Origin of the sequence: Pseudomonas ceruminis (assembly GCF_021602025.1) — a bacterium.
GTDB classification, from domain to species: domain Bacteria; phylum Pseudomonadota; class Gammaproteobacteria; order Pseudomonadales; family Pseudomonadaceae; genus Aquipseudomonas; species Aquipseudomonas ceruminis.
Window position 1 is genome coordinate 24,211 of record NZ_BQHW01000013.1, and the last position, 19,973, is coordinate 44,183.

The 19,973-nt window shown below is 60.4% G+C and carries 19 protein-coding genes and 1 pseudogene; 13 read left to right on the forward strand and 7 right to left on the reverse strand.

All coding sequences use genetic code 11. From position 1 onward, the window contains the following. Positions 1-110 precede the first annotated feature (110 nt). The 4 genes from L6D80_RS16075 to L6D80_RS16090 all read left to right on the forward strand — a co-directional run bounded on the left by L6D80_RS16075 (position 111) and on the right by L6D80_RS16090 (position 4,786). On the forward strand, positions 111-1,226 hold the full coding sequence (locus L6D80_RS16075; RefSeq protein ID WP_176515143.1) for an ABC transporter substrate-binding protein: 1,116 nt from the start codon (positions 111-113) through the stop codon (positions 1,224-1,226). After that, the gene (locus L6D80_RS16080; RefSeq protein WP_176515141.1) at positions 1,223-2,284 is read left to right on the forward strand and encodes a FecCD family ABC transporter permease; all 1,062 of its coding nucleotides are present in this window, start codon (positions 1,223-1,225) and stop codon (positions 2,282-2,284) included. Before L6D80_RS16075 ends, L6D80_RS16080 begins: the two co-directional genes overlap by 4 nt. After that, the gene (locus L6D80_RS16085; RefSeq protein ID WP_054900913.1) at positions 2,281-3,042 is read left to right on the forward strand and encodes an ABC transporter ATP-binding protein; all 762 of its coding nucleotides are present in this window, start codon (positions 2,281-2,283) and stop codon (positions 3,040-3,042) included. Before L6D80_RS16080 ends, L6D80_RS16085 begins: the two co-directional genes overlap by 4 nt. A gap of 352 nt (positions 3,043-3,394) precedes the next feature. Then, positions 3,395-4,786: an amino acid permease gene (locus tag L6D80_RS16090; RefSeq protein WP_054900914.1), complete on the forward strand. Its 1,392-nt coding sequence runs from the start codon at positions 3,395-3,397 to the stop codon at positions 4,784-4,786. 70 nt (positions 4,787-4,856) lie between these two features. Here the strand turns inward: L6D80_RS16090 and L6D80_RS16095 are convergent, their stop codons facing one another. Further along, on the reverse strand, positions 4,857-5,720 hold the full coding sequence (locus L6D80_RS16095) for a LysR family transcriptional regulator (RefSeq protein WP_054900915.1): 864 nt from the start codon (positions 5,718-5,720) through the stop codon (positions 4,857-4,859). Between the two features lie 191 nt (positions 5,721-5,911). Between L6D80_RS16095 and L6D80_RS16100 the strand changes: the two are divergent. Beyond that, positions 5,912-7,443, forward strand: a pseudogene (locus L6D80_RS16100) (MFS transporter). Between the two features lie 30 nt (positions 7,444-7,473). On the opposite strand, the gene L6D80_RS16105 reads toward L6D80_RS16100, so the two are convergent. Next, positions 7,474-8,358 (reverse strand): LysR family transcriptional regulator, encoded by an 885-nt coding sequence (locus L6D80_RS16105; RefSeq protein ID WP_176515139.1) that lies wholly within the window; start codon positions 8,356-8,358, stop codon positions 7,474-7,476. A 125-nt stretch (positions 8,359-8,483) separates the two neighbouring features. Here L6D80_RS16105 and L6D80_RS16110 point away from each other — a divergent pair, with 125 nt between their 5' ends. Next, entirely contained in the window at positions 8,484-9,335 is an 852-nt protein-coding gene (locus L6D80_RS16110; RefSeq protein ID WP_176515137.1) for an SDR family NAD(P)-dependent oxidoreductase, read from the forward strand. 144 nt (positions 9,336-9,479) lie between these two features. On the opposite strand, the gene L6D80_RS16115 is transcribed toward L6D80_RS16110, so the two are convergent. Further along, the gene (locus L6D80_RS16115) at positions 9,480-10,427 is read right to left on the reverse strand and encodes a helix-turn-helix transcriptional regulator (protein ID WP_176515178.1); all 948 of its coding nucleotides are present in this window, start codon (positions 10,425-10,427) and stop codon (positions 9,480-9,482) included. A 161-nt stretch (positions 10,428-10,588) separates the two neighbouring features. On the opposite strand from L6D80_RS16115, the gene L6D80_RS16120 reads away from it, so the two are divergent. Genes L6D80_RS16120 through L6D80_RS16130 form a run of 3 tightly spaced genes read left to right on the forward strand, consistent with a single transcriptional unit; the run spans position 10,589 to position 12,897 of the window. Next, a complete protein-coding gene (locus L6D80_RS16120) occupies positions 10,589-10,768 on the forward strand; it encodes a hypothetical protein (protein ID WP_176515135.1) in 180 nt (59 codons plus the stop codon). Positions 10,769-10,771: 3 nt separating this feature from the next. After that, positions 10,772-12,244: a M48 family metallopeptidase gene (locus L6D80_RS16125; protein WP_223849188.1), complete on the forward strand. Its 1,473-nt coding sequence runs from the start codon at positions 10,772-10,774 to the stop codon at positions 12,242-12,244. Continuing rightward, complete coding sequence (locus tag L6D80_RS16130; RefSeq protein ID WP_176515133.1) at positions 12,241-12,897, forward strand: hypothetical protein; 657 nt, start codon at positions 12,241-12,243, stop codon at positions 12,895-12,897. Before L6D80_RS16125 ends, L6D80_RS16130 begins: the two co-directional genes overlap by 4 nt. A 75-nt stretch (positions 12,898-12,972) precedes the next feature. Here L6D80_RS16130 and L6D80_RS16135 read toward each other — a convergent pair whose 3' ends face one another. Beyond that, positions 12,973-14,025: a DUF1176 domain-containing protein gene (locus L6D80_RS16135; RefSeq protein WP_176515132.1), complete on the reverse strand. Its 1,053-nt coding sequence runs from the start codon at positions 14,023-14,025 to the stop codon at positions 12,973-12,975. A 490-nt stretch (positions 14,026-14,515) separates the two neighbouring features. After that, positions 14,516-15,391: a BrxR family helix-turn-helix transcriptional regulator gene (locus L6D80_RS16140; RefSeq protein ID WP_172221901.1), complete on the reverse strand. Its 876-nt coding sequence runs from the start codon at positions 15,389-15,391 to the stop codon at positions 14,516-14,518. Between the two features lie 119 nt (positions 15,392-15,510). On the opposite strand from L6D80_RS16140, the gene L6D80_RS16145 reads away from it, so the two are divergent. The 4 genes from L6D80_RS16145 (at position 15,511) to L6D80_RS16155 (ending at position 18,216) form a co-directional block, all read left to right on the forward strand. Next, complete coding sequence (locus L6D80_RS16145; protein WP_172221899.1) at positions 15,511-15,771, forward strand: hypothetical protein; 261 nt, start codon at positions 15,511-15,513, stop codon at positions 15,769-15,771. A gap of 8 nt (positions 15,772-15,779) precedes the next feature. Continuing rightward, positions 15,780-16,832 carry an ADP-ribosylglycohydrolase family protein gene (locus tag L6D80_RS16150; RefSeq protein ID WP_176515130.1) on the forward strand — a complete coding sequence of 351 codons (1,053 nt, stop codon included), beginning with the start codon at positions 15,780-15,782 and terminating at the stop codon, positions 16,830-16,832. A gap of 287 nt (positions 16,833-17,119) precedes the next feature. Next, a complete protein-coding gene (locus L6D80_RS30100; RefSeq protein ID WP_256678437.1) occupies positions 17,120-17,245 on the forward strand; it encodes a hypothetical protein in 126 nt (41 codons plus the stop codon). A gap of 233 nt (positions 17,246-17,478) precedes the next feature. Beyond that, positions 17,479-18,216: a hypothetical protein gene (locus L6D80_RS16155; protein ID WP_172221893.1), complete on the forward strand. Its 738-nt coding sequence runs from the start codon at positions 17,479-17,481 to the stop codon at positions 18,214-18,216. A 117-nt stretch (positions 18,217-18,333) separates the two neighbouring features. Here the strand turns inward: L6D80_RS16155 and L6D80_RS16160 are convergent, their stop codons facing one another. Continuing rightward, on the reverse strand, positions 18,334-19,230 hold the full coding sequence (locus L6D80_RS16160; protein WP_172221890.1) for a hypothetical protein: 897 nt from the start codon (positions 19,228-19,230) through the stop codon (positions 18,334-18,336). Then, positions 19,230-19,970: a DUF3944 domain-containing protein gene (locus L6D80_RS16165; protein WP_172221887.1), complete on the reverse strand. Its 741-nt coding sequence runs from the start codon at positions 19,968-19,970 to the stop codon at positions 19,230-19,232. The genes L6D80_RS16160 and L6D80_RS16165 overlap by 1 nt, the downstream gene beginning before the upstream one ends. Positions 19,971-19,973 lie beyond the last annotated feature (3 nt).

Consider the following 19,973-nt stretch of genomic DNA (forward strand, 5'->3'; position numbering starts at 1 on the left):
GTAACCAGGCCTTACAAGCCAATACATTTGCGCACATCGGCAGGGGGAGGCGGCTGGCTAGAATGCCCCGCTTCAGATGCGACTGATTCTCTACAAGAGGATTCCCCCCGATGTGCCTTTCCTTTCTTGCCTGGCGGCGCCTGCTGCCTGCCTTGATGCTGCTGGCCTCCTGCGCCGGCTTTACGCCAACCGCCAGCGCCGTGCAAGTGACCGATGTGCTGGGCCGCAAGGTCGAGGTCGACCATGCGCCGCAGCGTATCGTGCTCGGCGAAGGCCGGCTGTTTTTTGCCCTGGCCTTGCTCGACCGTGATAACCCCTTCCAGCGCGTCGTGGGCTGGCAGAACGATATGCGCCTGCTCGACCCGCACACCTACCAGGTGTACGCGCAGAAGTACCCGCAGATCGCCAGGTTGCCGCTGATCGGCCAGGCGTCCGAGCAGAGTGTCAGTGCCGAACAGATCCTCGCCCTCAAACCTGACCTGGCGGTGTTCAGCATCGCGGGCGAAGGCCCGACCCAGCACAGCCCGGTGGCCGACCTGTTGGAGAAGGCCGGGGTACCGGTGTTGTTCATCGACTTTCGCGTCCACCCCATCCGCAATACGCGCGTGAGCCTGGAGGCGCTGGGCTGTTTGCTTGGCCGAGAGCCACAGGCGCAGGAGTACTTGAGCCTGTACGACCGCCATCTCCAGCACATCACTGACGGCGTGGCCGGGCTCAAGCAGGGCGAGCGGCCCAAGGTCTTCCTCGAACTGCTGGCTGGGGTGTGGCAGGCGCCGGGGCATACCACCGGCAAGAGTGGCCTGGGCAGCGTGGTCGAAGCAGTGGGCGGGCATAACATCGGTGCCGACGTGGTGCCGGGTGCGTTGGGCGATGTGAGTGTCGAGTACGTGCTGCAAGCTGACCCGGACGTGTATATCGCCACCGGCAACCGTGCGCCTGGGGTACTGCTGGGGGCCGGGGTGTCGGCCGACACGGCGCGCCAGAGCCTGGCAAGGATCACCGCCCGCCCCGAGTTCGCCCCGCTGCGGCCGATCCGCGCCGGGCAGGCCCATGGCTTGTGGCATGACTTCTACAACTCGCCCTTCAACATCCTGGCGGTAGAGGCCATGGCCCGCTGGATTCACCCTGAGCGCTTCAAGGATGTCGACCCGCAAGCGACCATGGCGGCGATCAACCAGATGCTGAAGGTAGGCCTGGACGGCCATTACTGGATCGACGCTCAGTGACTGCGCAGGCCCCCGCAGGGGCTGCGCTGGCGGCCCGTCACTACCGGCGGCTGCTCTGGCGGCGGGCAGCGCTGGTGCTTGGGCTGGCGTTGCTGTTGGTTGCTGCAGTGCTGGGCGACCTGGCCAGTGGCGCCTCGGGCATGGGCCTGGGGCGCTTGCTGCAAGGCATCTTCGACCCGACGACCCTGAGCGCCACGGAGCGGGTGATCATCTGGAACGTGCGCCTGCCGTACTCGCTGATGGCCGTGCTGGTGGGCGCAGCGTTGGCGCTGGCGGGCGCCGAGATGCAGGCGATTCTCGACAACCCTCTGGCCAGCCCTTTTACCCTGGGCGTGTCGTCGTCCGCGGCGCTGGGTGCATCGCTGGCGATCGCTTATCCGCTAGGGGTCGCCTGGCTGGCGCCGAGTGCGCAGGTGACGCTGATGGCGTTCGTTTTCGCCTGCCTGTCGGTGCTGTTGCTGCAGGCCATGCCACGCTTGCGCGGCGCCGGGGTGCAAAGCCTGGTGCTGTTTGGTATCGCCCTGGTGTTCAGTTGCAACGCGTTGGTTTCGTTGCTGCAGCTGCTGGCGACCGAAGATGTGCTGCAGCAACTGGTGTTCTGGACAATGGGGAGCCTGGCGCGGGCTGATTGGCAGAAGCTCGGCTTGCTGGCCGCAGTGCTGTTGCTGGTGCTGCCGTTTTCATTGCGTGCCGCGCCGGCGATGACCTTGCTGCGCATGGGCGAGGAGCGGGCACGCAGTTTTGGCGTGGATACCCGGCGCCTGCGCTTCGCTTCGTTGCTGCGCATCAGCCTGCTGTCGGCCACGGCGGTGGCTTTTGTCGGGACCATTGGCTTTGTTGGCCTGGTCGGGCCGCACATCGCCCGCCTGCTGGTGGGCGAGGACCAGCGCTTTCTACTGCCGGCCAGTGCCTTGGTGGGGGCGCTGATGCTGGCGCTGTCTTCGATTGCCAGCAAGCTGATCATGCCAGGGGTGATCGTGCCGGTGGGGATCGTCACCGCGTTGGTCGGTGTGCCGGTGTTCGTGGTGTTGGTGTTCCGTCGAGGGAGGGCGTTGTGAGCCTGTCGATCAACGATATTACGGTCGCCTATGGCCCACGGCAGATCCTGCATGGGGTGAGCTTGCCTGAGCTGCCGGCGGGTAGCCTGGTGGCGTTGGTGGGGCCTAATGGTGCCGGCAAGTCCACGCTGTTGCGCGCCTTGGCGGGGCTTGAGCGGATGAAAGGCACAGTCAGCCTCGATGGCCAGGATGTAACGCGCCTTGGCTTCGCCGAGCGTTCGCGGCGCCTGGCGTACATGCCGCAGCAGCTGCCACCGGGGCTTGCCTTGGGCGTAATGGAGAGCATTGTTGCGGCCTTGCGGGTGAGCGGTAGCGATGACTTGCTCGGCCATGCCTACCAGGCGCTGCGCCAGTTGGGCATCGAAGGCTTGGCCGAGCGCACGCTCGATAGCCTTTCGGGTGGCCAGCGGCAGTTGGTGGCGTTGGCGCAATTGCTGGCGCGTAACCCGCAGGTGTTGTTGCTGGATGAGCCGACCAGTGCGCTTGACCTGCACTACCAACTGCGGGTGATGGACGCGGTGCGCGAGCGCGTTGTCATGCATCGGCTGCTGGCGGTAGCCGTGTTGCACGACATCAACCTGGCGGCCAGCCAGGCCGATTGGCTGGTGGTGCTGCGTGAGGGCAGGGTGGTGGCGTGTGGGGCGCCCGAACAGGTACTCAGGCCGCAGCTGTTGGCTGAAGTGTATGGGGTACAGGCGCGGGTCGAGCGGTGTTCGCAGGGGCGCCTGCAGGTGTTGGTGGACCGGGCGCTGGCCTGAGGTCTGGCGTTGGCTTGCCCCGCGAAAGGGCAAGCCGCTGCCACGCATATCCAGATGAAAAACAAAACCTTCAAATGGCCAGCAGGCGTGTTTGGATATGCCATTCACGACATCTGGCGTTTATGGAAATGCCCTGTCGTGATCGAACAGTTCCGGGGCGTTCTCGTGTAATTTCCCACAGCCTCACGAGGCTTAAATGAACCTCGAACTTCGCTGGCGCGTTGCCCTATAAAGCGTGCAAAAGGCCTACAACAGAGCGCGAGCAACGTGTCGACTAATTGATTTGAAAGGAGATATTTTCGCCTACGCCTGCCCGTCCTTTCCTTGTGTCAGCAAAAAGAGAACAACATCAATGAACACCGTGGGATCTGATGGCAACCTTGCACAAGGTTTCAAGCCACGTCATGTAACGATGCTGTCCATCGCGGGCATCATCGGCGCCGGACTTTTCGTAGGCTCCGGGCACGCCATTGCGGCGGCCGGGCCAGCCACCATTATTTCTTATTTCGTGGCCGGCACCCTGGTGGTGCTGGTCATGCGCATGCTCGGCGAAATGGCCGTGGCGCATCCCGACACCGGTTCGTTCTCCACCTATGCCGACCAGGCCATCGGCCGCTGGGCCGGCTATACCATTGGCTGGCTGTACTGGTGGTTCTGGGTGCTGGTGATCCCGATCGAGGCACTGGCTGCCGGGCATGTGCTCAATGCCTGGTTCCCGCAGGTGGACAGTTGGATCTTCGCCCTGGCCTCGGTGTTGCTGCTGGCATGCACCAACCTGTTCAGCGTGGCCAAGTACGGTGAGTTCGAATTCTGGTTCGCCATCCTCAAGGTCACGGCAATTCTTGGTTTCATTGGCTTGGGCTTTGCGGCCCTGATGGGCTGGTTGCCCCACCGTGAAGTCAGCGGGCTGAACGGGCTGATTGCCGAGTATGGCGGCTTTGCGCCCAAAGGCTGGTCGGCTGTGATCGGCGCGTTCATCACCGTGATGTTCAGCTTCATCGGCACCGAAGCGGTGACCATCGCGGCTTCGGAGTCCAGCGACCCGTCGCGCAACATCGCCAAGGCCACACGTTCGGTGATCTGGCGCATCAGCACCTTCTACATCCTGTCGATCTTCGTGATCATCTCGATCGTGCCGTGGAACGACCCACAACTGGCGGTGGTGGGGTCGTACCAGCGTGCACTGGAAATCATGAACATCCCCAACGCTGCGTTCATGGTCGACCTGGTGGTACTGGTGGCGGTGACCAGCTGCATGAACTCGTCGATCTATATCGCTTCGCGGATGATGTACTCGCTGGCCAAGCGCGGCGATGCACCGGCCTTCCTCAACAAGACCTCCAAGGTAGGCGTGCCACGGGCTGCGGTGTTTGGCAGTACCCTGATCGGTGCAGCCATCGCCATCCTCAACTACTTCGCGCCCAAGGGGGTGTTCGAGTTCCTCCTGGCCAGCTCCGGCGCTATCGCGCTGCTGGTGTACATGGTCATCGCCATCTCCCAATTGCGCATGCGCCGCCGCCTGGAGCGTGAAAACGCCGAGCTGAAATTCCGCATGTGGCTGTTCCCTTGGCTGACCTGGGCGGTGATCGTCTTCATCGCTGGCGCGCTGGCGGTGATGATGTACACGCCTGAGCATCGGGCGGAGGTGAGCTCGACCCTGGGCCTGGCGATCGTGATTTCGTTCCTCGGCATCGTCACTTCGCGGGGGCATGCGCAGGTGGCTGGGGTGCGGTCGATGGGGTGATTGGCAGCACCGGGTAGCAAAAGCGAAGGCCCCCTTGGATGGGGGCCTTTTGCTTGTGCAGAAGCCGAGGCTAATCGCCCACCATTTCGATGTACCTGGACACTGCCGGGGCTTTTTCGAAACGCCGGTAAATCAGGCTCAACCAGGAGCTGGCGTCACAGTCGCTGATCCGCCGGTAATTCACCTGCGGCAGGCTGATGCGCTGCACCACCGACGCTGGCACCACTGCAATGCCTTGCCCCAGCGACACCAAGGTAATCACTGCCACAAGGCTACCGGGTTGCGGGCCAAGTCGCGGAACGAAACCACCCTGCGCCGCAGCCTCCAGCGTGCCCGAGATCTGCTCGGGGAGGATGAAGGTTTCCTTGGCCAGGCGTGCTGCCGGGATCTGCGGCAACTCGTTGATCCGCGAGCTGGCGGGCAAGGCGAGCACGAAGCCTTCCTGGTGCAGGGCGATGGCTTCGAGTTCTTCGGGTATATCCATGGGCGAGCGTACGTAGGCGAGGTCGAGCAGGCCATCGCGGACCATGCCCGGCAGCTCGACCATGGGCAGTTCGCGGATGTTCAGGCGCACGCCGGGGTGGGCGTCGCTGAAGCTGATCACCTGCCGCTGCAGCATGCCCGAGTAAGCCGCCGAGGCCACGTAACCCAGCTCGATGCTGCCGCTTTCGCCACGGCCGGCACGTTGCGCGCCCAGTTGCGCGGCATCGAACTGGCGCACCGCTTGTTCGGCTTCGACTAGCAACGCCTGGCCAGCAGCCGTGAGATTGACTTCCCGCTGATTACGCTCGAACAGGCGCACGCCCAGTTCACGCTCCATGTCCTGGATCTGCCGGCTGAGGGTCGGCGGGGCGATGCCCAACTGCTCGGCGGCACGGGTGAAGTGGCCGTGCCGGGCGACGCAGAGAAAGTAGCGGAAATGGCGGATTTCCATGGTGTGTTACCTGCAAGCTAATGACGCAGGCCGCTGGGGCTAACAAGCCTTGTGTTCAGCGGCGTTATCGTAAAGGCAACACTACAAGGCTGGGGCCGTGGCGGCAAAGGTTGCCTGGGTGATTGTCGGGGCTGCCCTGCCGCCCATCGCCGCGCTGCCCGGCAACCAGCCCAGCTTTCCGGAGCCTTGCCATGCCCTCTGCGCGCTTCACCCTGTTGACCGCCTCCCTGGTCTGCGCCCTGATCATCCTCGACACCAACATTGTCGCCGTCAGCCTGCCCAGCATCGCCCGCGACCTGTCCGGCGCCTTCGCCGACATCGAATGGGTGGTGAGCGCCTACCTGCTGGCCTTCGCTGCCTGCCTGTTACCCGCTGGCAGCCTGGCCGACCGCTTTGGCCGGCGGCGTATGCTGTTGCTGGGCCTGGTCGTGTTCGGCATTGCCTCCCTGGCCTGCGGCGCGGCGCCCAGCTTGCTGTTCCTCGACCTGGCCAGGGCGGCCAAGGGGGTGGGGGCCGCCATGCTGCTGACCTCGGCCTTGGCCGCCATCGGCCACCGTTTCCACGAACCCCAGGAGCGTATGCGCGCCTGGGCCTTCTGGGGGGCCTGCATGGGCGCGACCATCACCTTCGCGCCGCTGGCGGGGGGCATGATTGCCAGCACGCTTGGCTGGCGCTGGATCTTCTACATCAACCTGCCGCTGGTGGCGGTGCTGGCGCTGATGGTGATGCGCAGTGTCGAGGAGTCGCGCGACAGCAATGCAGCCCGGCTCGACCCCATGGGCAGCCTCACCTTCGGCGGCAGCCTCGGCTGCCTGATCTGGGCCATGATCGATGCCAACCAGGTCGGCTGGACCAGTGTCGATACCCTTGGCCGCCTGCTGGTCAGCGCTTTCCTGTTCGGTCTGTTCATCATGATCGAGCGCAGCCAGCCACGGCCGATGATCGACCTGCAGTTGATGCGCAGTGGGCGCTTCATCGGCGCCTTGCTCGGCATGTTTGCCTATGCCGCCTGTGCCCAGGTGATGATGACCTTGCTGCCGCTGTACCTGCAGAACGGCCTGCAGTTGTCCGCGCTCGCGGCAGGGGCAGGGATGTTGCCGTTTGCCGTGGCGATGTTGTTGACGCCGCGCCTGGGCATGCGCCTGGCCAGCCAGTGGAGCCCGGCGCAGGTATTTGCCCTGGGCCTGGTGCTTGTCGGGTTGGGCAATCTGCTGTGCGCCTGGGCGGTGGGCTATGGCGGTTACCTGGCCTTCGCCCTGGCGAGCCTGGTGCTGGGCGCTGGTGCGGGGCTGCTCAACGGCGATACCCAGAAGAACATCATGGCGTGCGTGCCACGTGAGCGCACCGGCATGGCGTCGGGGTTGAGTACCACTACGCGCTTTGGCGCGATCGTGATCGCCATCGGCCTGCTGGGTGGGGTACTTGCAGCGCGCAGCTACTGCGTGATGCCATGGCCGCACTGGCCCCTGAGCAGTTGGGCAAGGTCAGTGCGATGGCCACCCGCGTTGCTGCGGGTGATTTGCAGGCTGCCTTGTCGCTGCTTGAGCTAGGCTTGCGCGAGGCGGTTGCACCCTTGGCGCAGCAAGCATTCGCAGGGGGCTTCGAGGCGGTGTTGCTGACGGCAGGTGTTGTCGCGTTGGTGTTTGCTGCTGTGGTGGGCGTATTGCTGGGGCGGCCGCTTCCGGTTCATGGCACCCCAGCAGGGCACGTCGCGCGCGCATAACGTTGTGCCCTGCATCCAGAACATTGGGTGTCACGGGTTACGCAACGCATCGATCACCACTTTCATCGATGGCGAGACGCGACGTGCCGCATAGTAGAGGTGATAGCCTTCATACGAAATTGCATGTTCATCCAGAACAACCTGCAACTGACCGTGGGAGAGTTCTTCCTCCATCAAGCTGGTTGGCAACCAGACAAGCCCATGCCCGTCGCAGGCCGCCCGAATCAGGGTTTTGGGCTCGTTGCTCACTAACCTGCCGGCCGGAAGCACCTGCATGGTCTTGCCTGTCGCGGCTTTAAATTCCCACGCCAAGAGGTTGTCATGGGTCGGCAGTTTAAGCCCCAGGCAAGAATGAGCGGCCAATTCGCGCGGCGTGGCGGGTGCCCCCTGAAGGGCCAGATAAGCAGGGCTGCCCGCAACGGCCATCACCATATCGGGGCCGATGCGTGCGGCGATCATGTCTTGTGCAACATCGCCACCTAGCCGAACACCAAGGTCGTACCGCGCTGCCACGATGTCTGTGAAGCGGTCTTCGCTGCACACTTCCAGACGCAGGCGTGGGTGGGCCGACAGCAAAGGTGACAGCCGCGCCCAGATAAGCGTTTGCACGGCGTAGTCCGGCGCGTTGATGCGCACGGTGCCGGCAACCTCGTCAGACTGCTCGATCAAGGCTGACAGTTCCTGGGTGATGTCGTCCAGCCGGGGTGCCACCGTCGTGTAGAGGCGCTGGCCTGCCTCGGTGGGGGCCACGCTTCGGGTCGAGCGGTGCAGCAGGGTAAGGCCCAGGCGCTTTTCAAGATGGCGCACACCATGGCTCAAGGCTGACGGAGTGACCCCTAGCTGCGCTGCTGCACGCGTAAAACTGCCTTCGCGGACCACCGCGGCAAAGGCAGCCAATTCATTGAAATTGGGCATGGCGCTTCCAGTGGTGTGAAAAAAATTCAAAAGGCCTTCAAATTATAGAGGACTACTCCACCCCTGAGGGAGCTTCTAGACTGGCTACCTGCTGTTCACTTTCTTACTGACCTCAGGGGTAGCCCATGTCGAGTCTTCAAAAAAAATGGTTCATCACCGGTGCGTCTGGCGGTCTAGGGCTGGAGCTGACCAAGGCCGCCCTGGCGGCTGGCCACACGGTGGTTGCAGCGGTGCGCCGCCCGCAGGCCCTATCGCAACTGCGTGACCAGTACGGCCAGCACCTGATTCTTGAGCAATTGGACCTGACCGACGTGCCCGCCATCCAGGTTGTGGCTGCACGCCACACCGACGTCGATTTCGTGGTCAATAACGCTGGCGGGGCTGTGATTGGCGCGATGGAAGAGTTCAGTGACGCCGAGATCCAGCAGCAACTGAACCTGAACCTTGTGGCACCCATCTATGTCACCCGCGCCTTCCTGCCGGCGTTGCGTGCCCGCAAGAGCGGCCGCATCCTGTACGTGACCAGTGTGGGCGGGCGTGTTGGCTTCGCCAGCGGGTCCATGTATCACGCCGCAAAGTTTGGCCTGGAAGGTTTTGCCGAAGCGGTTGCTCAAGAGGTTGAAGGGTTCGGCATCAAGACCCTCATCATTGAGCCTGGGTCGATCAAGACCAACTTCCAGGCCAACATCCAGTGGACCCAGGAGTCGGAGGTCTATCGCGATTCGGCAGTGGGCGCTGTGCGGCGGTATATCGAGGAAATGGGTGCAGAGAATACCGCTGGCGACCCGGTGAAAATGGCCGCGGCCATCTTCGCGCTTGCCCAGCAGGCGGAGCCGCCGCTGCGTACCGCGTTGGGTGTGGATGTGTTTGCAACGTTGCAGAAGAGTTATGCAGAGAGCTTGCGGGCGCTGGAGGCGCAGAAGGAGCTGGCGTTGTCGGTTGCTATCGAGGGGAAGAGTGGGTTTGTGCCCAGTTGAGGGGCTGAGGCATTCTGATCACAGTATCAGGAGCAGGGCCACATGGGCCTAATTCCAGCGTCTAGTCCTGACAGGGGATTGCACCTTTTCAGGTAGGCCGTTAGGCCTCAGAGCGCCCGATGCACTGCATCGGGCGTTTTGCTTTTAGCGTTCGGCACCTGGCGGGTGACCAAAGTAGGCCTTGTATGCATGGTTGAAGTTAGCGGGGTTGGCATAGCCCAGACGGTAGGCAATTTGCGCCACCTGCCACTTGCGCTGGCGAAGCAGGTCGCGAGCAAGTTCCATACGTTGCTGGCGCACATAATCCAGCATCGACTGGCCGTAGATGTGACTGAAAGCCCTGCGCAGCGTGGTTTCCCCCACCCCCAGGCTCCGGGCCAGCGCTTGAGTACCGGGAGGGTCAATGAGGTTTGCATCCAGTTGAAAACGCGCTTCATGGGCCAAGTCTGAGTAACCGCGCACGGCAGGCACTGGCTTGGCCGAATGGGGAGCAAGATGCGTCGCCAACTCCACCAGTGCTGCCAGACTCAGGCTTTCCTGATTGAGACGCTCCAGGGCCCCGTGGTACGGAGAGTAATAAATGCGCTCCAGCAAACGCCCCAGCGCAGGACAGCCGCGAAGCGCCGAAAACTGAATGCCGTCGTTAAGTAGCCTGAGTAAGGGCTGGAGTGATGAATCTTCCTCGGACAGCTCGCGCAAATAATCGCCTGCGATGCGCAGCCCTGCCATGCGCGCGTGGCTCCCAGCGGGCAGTTGATCAATGGTTTCCATGCTTTCACTCAGGCCTAACGCATGGACTGCACCAGTGGTGTATTCATTGAGCACACCGTCGACCCGATGCTGCCACTGCCCGCCGAGCACCTGCACGATGCACAAACTGTCGGGCAATATCTTGTGGATCGTCAGCGGCTCGGGGAACTGCAAGTCACAGTCGAAATACTGCAGGTCTGCCCGCACTGTGCGCGCGCGGTAGTGACCGACGGCAGAGCCAACAATCTGACGAGCGCTGTCGTCGAATACGCCGGCCTGGTCTAGAGCGCCCGGGTGATCGAAACAAAAGTGCGTATCAAGATAAGGATTCTGGCGTTTCATCGAGAAGGGGTTGATCACGTCCTTGCATGTCCGACGCATTGTACCCGGCCACCTGTCGTTGTGAACCGCAGCCTTATAGTTGTGCGTAACGGTCTACAAGGTTGGCATATCGCTGAGTGTGAATTTCAATGGCTGGCCGTGAAATTCAAGGAACCCTGAGTATGCTGCTTTATCGCAAATGGGCTGCCGTGCTAGGCAGGGTACTGGCCGTCATGACGGGCAATACCCTCGCTCAAGATTGCCCGGACGTAGCAGGCAAGGTCGCTGCGTATTCGGGTGAGGCCCAGGCCAGTCAGGGCAATGCGCAAGCGTTTCTCACTGACTATCGCCAGGCGAACTGAACCATGAGCCTGTTAAGACAATGGTCATGGGGCCTGGCGATGTTGCTGCTGCCGCTGGTACTGATGGGCTGGAGCAGCATTCAGAGCTGGCGCGCCGACAGCACACTGGAAGAAGCGCATGTGATGCGTCAGTGGCTAGCCAGCCCGAGCGATGAATTGAGGCAGCAACTGCCGCAACAATGGCGCACAACGCCGTTAATCTCGAACGACAGCCTGCGCGGTTACCTGCAACGTGAGGTCGCTCGGGCCGATGCCGACCAGGGTTGGGTGCACACGCGCCAAGTTCTGGCGTTTCTCGGTTACTGGCTGGCCGTCGCGGCCGTGTTGGCGGGCGCAGCTACCTGGTTGAAACTGCGCCTGGATGCCTGGCGCGCGCTGCGCTCGCGGGACTTTCTTTATGATCGCCTGGTCCTGAGCTGGCGCGCACTGGGACAGTGGCTGGTGATCTACACCGGGTTGATTGTGGGGGCGTTGGCGATGACCCTGCTGTATGAAGTCAGCTGGGGTTGGAGCAATCGCCATAACAGCGGGATGATGATACTGCTGGTCGTTGTACCCTTGCTGGTGACGCTGTACCTGGGCGTGCTGTTGATCGGGCGCCTGCGTCGGCAATGGCAGGATATGGAGACACCGGAATCAGGCTTTCTGGGGCGCTCAATCAGCCGGGCCAGTGCTCCGGCCCTATGGGAATGGATCGAGCAGCTAGCCGCCGCCACCAGTGCGCCCGTGCCTGACCACCTCGTGATTGGGGTCGACCAATCGTTTTTCGTCACCAGCGTTCAGGTGGCCCTGCAACCCTCGGGGCAACTGTTGACGGGCCGTACGATGTACTTGCCGCTCACTTTCCTGTCGACCATGAGCCAAGAGGAAACAGCCTCGATTATCGGCCATGAGCTTGGCCACTTCAGCAGCCGCGATACCGAGCGCGGCAGTGAAGCCGGGGCACGGTTCAGCCTGATGTACATGCATTTCCTGAACATCAGTGCGGTGGATGAAACGCCGTCCTGGATCGAACGTCCAGCGATCTGGATGACCTGGCGCTTTTTACACCACTTCCAAATTGCCGTGCATCACTGGAGCCGTGCGCAGGAACTGGTGGCGGACCGGGTAGGTGCGCAAATTGCCGGTGAGCGGCTCTTTTGCCAAGCGCTGCTGCGCGTCATCGCCCTTGACGCCGAAGTCAACAAACTGCTTGGCCAGCGTATCCACCCCAACTTGATTCAGGCGTTAGCGGAACACCTTCGCCAGGCTCCGCTGATCTTGAACGAGGCGGTGATGGGTCACGCCATCGCCCATCCGTTCGATACCCATCCCCCCACTGCCGTGCGCCTGCAGCAACTGGGCGTGGTTCTTGACGACCAGTTGCTGGCGCAGGCAACACGGGCGCCCACCGCGCACGACCGCCAGTGGTTCAGTCAACTCACTCATAATCCGCAGTCGGCTGTCGATGCCACCGAGAATGGAGTACCGGTATGAACCATCCTGATGATCCACTGGCCAGCCTGGCACAATCCCTCACCGAGGAGTTCAACCAACACAGCGGCGATCAACTGCAGGCTGCCATCCAGGAACGCGAGGAATGGCTGAGCACGGTGCCCGCGGTCACCGAACTTGCCTACCCACGCAAGGTGCGTCGCACCCTGTTGCTCTTGTCACTGTTCGCTTTCGTGATGGCCGGCGGGAGTGTTTGGGATGGCAAAAACGCGTTTATGGGAGGGATTTTTGCAATCGTGGCGCTGGTCTTACTTGGCGGCGTGTGGCTGCACCGTCGGGCCGGCGAAGAAATCCTGATGCGCCTGACCCATACCCGCCTGTGGTTTCGCAACCTTGATACAGAAATCGATCTGGTGGATATCAGCGACATCCATATCAAAGAGGGTCGCATCAAGATATGGATCACGCTGACATTGCGCGAAGGTGCCCCCTTGCCCGTCTGCAAAAACGCCGCGGGCCCATTGATGCCTCACGTCAAGATCAAGCGCTCCCGGGAGCCACAGGTTTGCCTGACGCTGTTCGGCCTGCAACTGAACGGTACTGTCCTCACGGGCGACCAGGTGCTGGAGATGCTGGACACCTATTGCAATGCGGCGCGTGTCGAAGTTGAGTTGCAGGCGTTGAAAGCTTCCTGAATGGGTAGGGGCCTACACCTGTCTGTGGCGAGGGGGCTTGCTTGCTCGCCACAGACATAGGTGTATTCGACCGTTTTAGCGGCTGGCCTCGGTACGCCACAGCACCGGCCAATAAACCTGCTCCAGCCCCATGCAGGTGTTCATTTCAGCCGCATGCGTCAGCGCGAAACCGTTACCGTCGTAGCGCCAGCGCAACGCAGTGCCACAACCACCCATGCCCATCGCTATTGCCTCACTGCTCAGCTCACCCGTCGCCGGATCAAAATCGACAACGCCGTGGGGCACTCTTTCCGGCAGATTTGGCACTTCGGCCACCAGCGCTGTACGAGCCTGCTCAGGGTGGTCCAAGGGTGTTTGGTAAATATTGTAGAAACAGTTGTAGGCCCCACAGCTGGTTTCAATGATTACCAACGCTTGATCGGCACTCAAGGCAAAGGCTTTTGCTTCTGGCGCAGCGCCTTCACTCAGGTCCTCCTGCCACTCCTTGCGCGTGGCAGCCACCACCGCATCCGCAACCTCTTTCGCCCTATCCGGTGTCAGCGCAACGGGTGCCTGCCAAGTCGGTACTGACGGCGCAGCAGGTGCTTGCGGCACGCTATTGCCTGGCTCTTGCCCCTTTGAGATCAGTGCGTCCTGTTTGCCAACCCGCCCCTGAACCGAGTCGATCAGCAAAAGAGCCGCACTCATCCCGTTTAGCGAGGCAACGGAGGTGCCGTCCTCAATGGGCAAAATCAACTCCCGCCCGTTGCGCAATTCTGCGATCAAGGCGTTGGCCTTCGTTCCGGTCAGAGCAAAAACCTCAGGCACATCACCTTCTTTGAGTTCGCCAGGCTCGAACCGATTTTTCAGCGGTTTGCCATCGAGTGTTGGCTGACCACGGGCGGCGTTGTAGCTGAACACGCCCACCCGCAAGTCGCCCTGCGGGCCGGCTTCACGCGTTACACGCAGGCTAAAGGTCGAGATGCCGATATCGTCGCGGACCGGAACGGCCCCGATAGCCGTGCAGGCGCGGGTGTTATCACAGCCGATAATCCAGTCCTTGATAGACCGCTCCAAAGGGACATCTTCGGCGGCGTTCACGCTGGTAATGACAGCAGTCATCAGGAATATGAGGGGGAGTCGGGTCATCAAACAGGCGCCTGTAGACTGGAAAAAGTGTATTAGGGCAGGGTTCGTCGCTGAAACCTATTGCATGGCTGTTACACACAACAGAAAGACCGCTTGGGACAATCGGCGCAGCGGATGCCAATTCTGGATAAACAGCATGACTCGATGAAAATGGAAGCACGCACGTGCGGTCGTAGGGCCGGGGTAATCTGAATTAATTCAGTAACATGTTGATTATGTTGGGTGAATTCTGGTTTGAATTTCACATTGGAATACCGATTGGAATACTGCTGCAAGGATTCCTGGCTAGCCGATGATGGCTCGGTCGCCCACTGTTGGCGACCCATGGCCCAAACGCGGTCACTGAGCTAAACGGCCACGGTAACTCACGCCTACCCAAAAATGTGTCCAGGTCATCCAGCATGAGCAGAATAATGACCGGCACCAGCTTGCCGAGCAGGTTGGCGCAGCCCCGCAGTTTATCTCGGTCGACGCTGCGAAGAGCTAAGTGTCAGTACTTCATCAACCACGGCTGCAGTTCCTGGAGATTATTCACCACCAGTTGCTGGGCCTCGGGAAGTATCGCCATGTTGCGGTGGTCGATCTGGTACCGCTGCAACACATACTTCACCAGTGCCCTGCGGCTAGGCACCACCAACCGCCCCTGCGTCATGCCGAAGTCGGTTTCGATAATTGCCTTCTGCGCCTCGTTCAACCGCCAATCAGGCTCGAAGATGATCGGTACTTCGACATTCCAGTCTTCATCCTGCTCGCGGCTGTTCGGCGATTGGTCGAGCAAGTCTGGCTGCCCACGCAGGCGGCTGAGGACGAAGTCGCGATACTGGCCATTCTTTTCGCAGTAAGCCCTCACGTGCCAGCGCATGCCGGTATAGACCAGCGTGTGCGGAGCGATGAGGCGTACCTCCACGTTGGGGGTGTTGAAGGACACGTATTCGGTTTCCAGGCGCAGGCCTTCCCGGCAGGCCTTGAGCAAGGGGCGCAGCACCTCCGGGCGAATAGGCCGGTCCGGCACTTCCAGCACCCGGGTATGCGCATAGGCCAGTGCCAGCCCGTCGATGTGCGGGGCTCGCTCATTGTTCTGGTAAAGCAGGTGCAGGTAGGCGCTGGCGCTGTCATCGATGAACAGCGGTTTGAAGTGCTTGCTTGGCACATAGCCCTTTAGCTGCTTGTCATATGTCAAGTTTTTGGGCGCATGTTCGGTGATGTAGGTATTGATGTCCTTCGACGCCTGCTGGCGGCTGATGCCAAAGCTCTGCATCAGGTGGCCCGTGGTCAGCCGGCCTTCCCACCAGGCAACGGTCTCGATCAAACGATAGCGAAGTGCCAGGTCCCAGCGTACCTGCTCGATGGATTGCTTGCGTTTCATACCCTCTCCATGTGCGCGATTACTTTACCTGTATAAGTCTACATTCTAGACGTGTAGCTTTGCATTACATATCTTCGATTTGTCTTCGGAATACATCGGGGGCAGCAAAGGATATGAGCATGACTGTGCCGGAAGTGGTTGCGACAGGGGCATTGGTGGCGATGGGGATCATCCTGCTGGTGCTGATTCAGCAGGCTTTGAAGCTCGGCGAGCTTGGGAAAAAGGTCGAGCACTGCCAGAGGGACTTGCGCTGGCTACAGATTTGGGAAATGGAAAACCGCGAGCTGCGGTCGGCATTGCGCGCAGAGCGGGAGCATGTTGCGCAGCTGCAGCGCAAGCTGGTGATTTTGCAGGACCTGGCTTCTGGAGAAGGGTGTTAAGGAACGATATGAACAGAATTCAACGGATCAGCGGCTGCCTGCTGGGGGGCGCCGCCGGAGATGCGCTGGGCTCCCCCGTGGAGGTGCTTGAGTGGGCTGTGATCGAGGCCAGGTTCGGGCCACAGGGCATCATTGATTTTGCCCCGGCTTATGGCAGCGCCGGTGCGATCAGCGACAGCACACAGATGATGCTGTTCACTGCCGAAGGCTTGCTGCGGGCTTATGTGCTAGGCAGTTCGCGCCAGGCATGTCATGTGCCCGGCATTGTTCATCACGCGCTGCTGCGTTGGCTGACTACCCAGGATTACCCTTCGCTGATACCGGTCGCCACCGATGGCTGGCTTATCAGGCAAATGGAGCTCTGGTCGCGTCGTGCGCCAGACATAACCGGTATGAGTGCGCTCAAGGTCAGCGGACGATTGGGTATGGTTGCCGAAAACAACAGCAAGGGCTGCGGTGCCTTGGTTCGTGTTGCACCCTGTGCATTCTTTGCCAATGCATTTGACTATGCATCGCAGTCCGGGCGACTGACGCATGGGCACCCGACAGGTTACTTGGCGGCTGGGCTGTTCGCCGACATTCTGCAGCGTGTTGTCGATCGACCAGATAGCTTGGAGCACGCTGTGACGCAGAGTTTGGCCAGGTATGGGCAAGTACCTGGTATCGAGGAAACGCGCAGCCTTGTCGAGCGCGCGATGTTCTTCTTTTACGAGGGGTACACACCCAGCCCTCAACGGATAGACGATTTTACCGGTGGCTGGGGCGCTGAACAGGTGCTGGCGATTGGGCTCTGGTGTGCGTTGACTGCGCGTTCGTTTGAAGAGGGGGTGATTGCGGCGGTTAATCATAGTGGCGACAGCAGCAGTACAGGGCTGGTCGTCGGGCACTTGCTAGGGGCGCAGTATGGTGTTGCCGTTATTCCTGATCGGTGGCTTGAGCGCCTGGAACTGCGGCAAGTGATTGCGCAGGTCGCTGAAGATATCGAGCGTGTTCCGCGGGAGTATTGCGGGGTTGGCGGTGAGTTTGATGAGCAGATTGAACTGGCTTATCCCGCGAGTTGAACGCATTGAAGAAAGTAAGTTTGCGTAGCGACCAAGGAGATTGAAAATGCCGGTAAAACCCAGACCCTTCACTTTTGAATGTGAAGGTTGTGGTTGGACGAAAACAGTGGCGCCGCGCAGTGATGCGTTGGCGCCGGGAGAGTGGATTGATCAGTGTCCTAAGTGTGGGGGCAAGGCATTGAAGGTGCGTACTGCCGGGTGGTTTGCGGGGGCGGTGGCGGATTTGCTGGCGCGGCGGCGGGTTTAGGGTATAAGCGGACAAGTCGATCAATCAGGAGCATTCAGCCATGAAGAATATCTTTGCCGTTGTCGGTTTTATCGTGATCGCTACCAAGGGTTATGAGCTGTACCGCGAATACAGCGAGATGAAGCGCGAGAAAGCGGCGCGGGAGGCGGCCGCCGGTTCGGTTTGACGCGCGCCGAGTTATGGCATTGACGACCTGTTCGAGGATATCGGGAAGGCGGTGGAGCTGAAAGGTTGTCCATTAATTTGTGCATCTGCATTCGAACAAGGAGCATTACTGGGGCTCTGCCCGGCACTCGGCAGGAAAACCGGTTAAAGTTGCGGCAATTTGCCAGTGCTGGGATGGAAGATGAATAGACGCCCACGGAACATGGCAAGCGATCGGAAACCAAGGAGGAATAAATGCGAACGCAGGTCATCGTCGAGGATCATGTTCTGCCACAACTGCTTACTTCGGCCATTGAAGCTTACGAAGTGTCACATAGAGCTCATGCTCGGGGGCGAAGCAACAAGAAGCTCGAGACGTTCGGGTTGCTGTGGGGGTATGCGTTACCGGTGCGCAACGGAGTGCCGGCGCGCCTGGTCGCGGTGGTCGCCACTGTCGAGACCTCGGCACTGAGGCACACCGACTGGGTGCGGCCTGATTTCGAGTCCATCGCGATGAAGCGGGATTTCTTCGGCGAGTACTGGCCGCAGCTTGAGCTGATTGGCACGTTCCATTCGCACCCCTACGAAGATCTGAGTGAGGTCAATGACACCAAGGGGTGGCGCGCTTCGGAGGCGGACATGGCGTTTTGGCCGGCCTTTCACGAGTTCGTTTGCCCGGACATGGATGAATTGGCGCATCTGGTGATCGCAATCACTGGGTTGGCACGTAAGGGTACTGCCGAACCAGATCGTCTGGCAGGCACTGAATATACCTCGGGTTATGTTGTCAGCGCCGACAAGCGCAAGCTGTGGATCAAGGGTTACACATCCGCGCTGCACGAAGAGATCGACGAAGATGCGCCATTTGATGAGGCATTCATGGCGGGAGAAATCGAGTTGGAGCGTTCCTACGATGTCTATGAGGATGAAGATGTACTGTTGGAAATACCCTCGCTGGAGGCGCGCTTCCGGCATCAGCTACTGCGCATGTGAACGTAAGCTGTTCATGCTGAGAAAACACCTGCGGCTGGCTGGCGAGCGAGCCTCGTCTGATCCAGTCGAGCTGGGGCTCATCTCCGAGCCCCTTTTCGACTGTGCTGGCTAGTGAGCTTATGCAGCCTCGAGCGTTGCCATACGGCCGTAGGGCAACGTGAGCAGTAGCTGATTCTCTTGCGATTGAATCAAGTGGCGAGCCTTGTCTTCGATGCGCTGCAGGACCACGGTTTTGTCACCCATGTTACCCCGTACCAGTTCACGATGTTGGGCATTGAGGAATGCCTTGTATTGTTGCATTGCGCCCTGATAACGCTCTGCGCCATCTTCCAGTATCAGTTGGGCGAGCATTGGTTTGCCTACCCGGGCCGCCAGCAAATATTCCGTATGGATGCCGAGCGGCATGATCTCCAGCATCATGTGCGCGAAGTTCACTACCAGCTCGTAGTGCTTGCTGCTCAACTCGTTGCTGTTCTGCGCCAACGCCAGAATGTTGTCGATGAACGACATCGCATGATTGCGCTTGGCTGCGGCTGATGCGAGCAAGGGGAAGGCCATCTCCTTGATTTCGCTAGCCAGGCTGCGGTCCTTTAGCAAGGTGCGGGCTACTTCGATGCTACCGATGTAGTCGGTGACCTTGTCCATGTAATAGACGATGTTTTGGGTATGCAACTCTTTGGAGATTTCGTCGACGGTGTTCTGGATCTTGTCGAGTTTTGCCGCCAGGTATTTGGTTTGGATAATCAGCGCACCGAGAATCACGCAGGTCGACGCGGCGGTGGCCATCACGGTGGTCAACTGCGCGGCCTTGAGTGCTTCTTCGGCGGACTTGAACACGGTTTCCTTGAACGGTAGATGCTGGATGACACCCGTCTTACCACTGCCCGCCGCGTAATAAGCCACGCCGTCATGAATGACAGCCTTACCTGCTGCCAGTGCATCGATAAGGGCCTTCGAAAAAGACGCCTCGTCGAGCACCCAGATTTTTTCCAGAAGTTCTGCTGCTGCCTGCATTAGAAGTGATCCTCTTTTTCATACTGCCGCCGCATGAAGGCGATTTGAATGACAGCCGGGATAGTGACCCGGTACGCCGTACCGCTGAGCAGAGGAACGGTGACGGCGATCGCTGCCAAGGGCCCGGCTATGGCCGCTACCGCGCGCCCACCTACCAGAGCCGCAGCGCCACCTAGGGTTACCCCGACTGCATTACTGAATGAAGCAGTGGCGCCCCTGGCAAGCCAGGATGACCACTGCAATGAGCCCAGGCCACCTGCACGAATTGCATTGAGGATCGCGACCAGCGGCACCGCCCCGAGCGAGCCGTTCAGGTTCATTTCTTCGGCTGTGCTACGCCGCTGTTCTGGCGACATTTGTTCCCAGCTCTTTGCCACCAACTTCTCGATAAGCTGGTTTTCGATAGCGTAGGCGCTGGCTTTGCTGTCGTATTTCACATCGGTCTTGTCGCAGACGTCGCAGAGCATTTCCTTGTAAAGCACACCCTGACGGCGGAACAGGTTGACGATTGAGTCACCAGCGAAATGTTGTAGCTCACCAGCAACCAGTTGCCAGCATCGCCGCCATTGATCTGGCTGGCCCTGCAGCTTCTTGAATTGCGGATCATCAGCGATTTCGCTTGCCCTGCGCTTTTCTCCGTCCTTGTCGAACATGAGATAGGCCGCCAGGTTGCGGATATCGTCTTCCCGGCAATATTGCAGAAAGGTCAGGTCATCATCCGCGCGGTAGCTAATACCCATTCT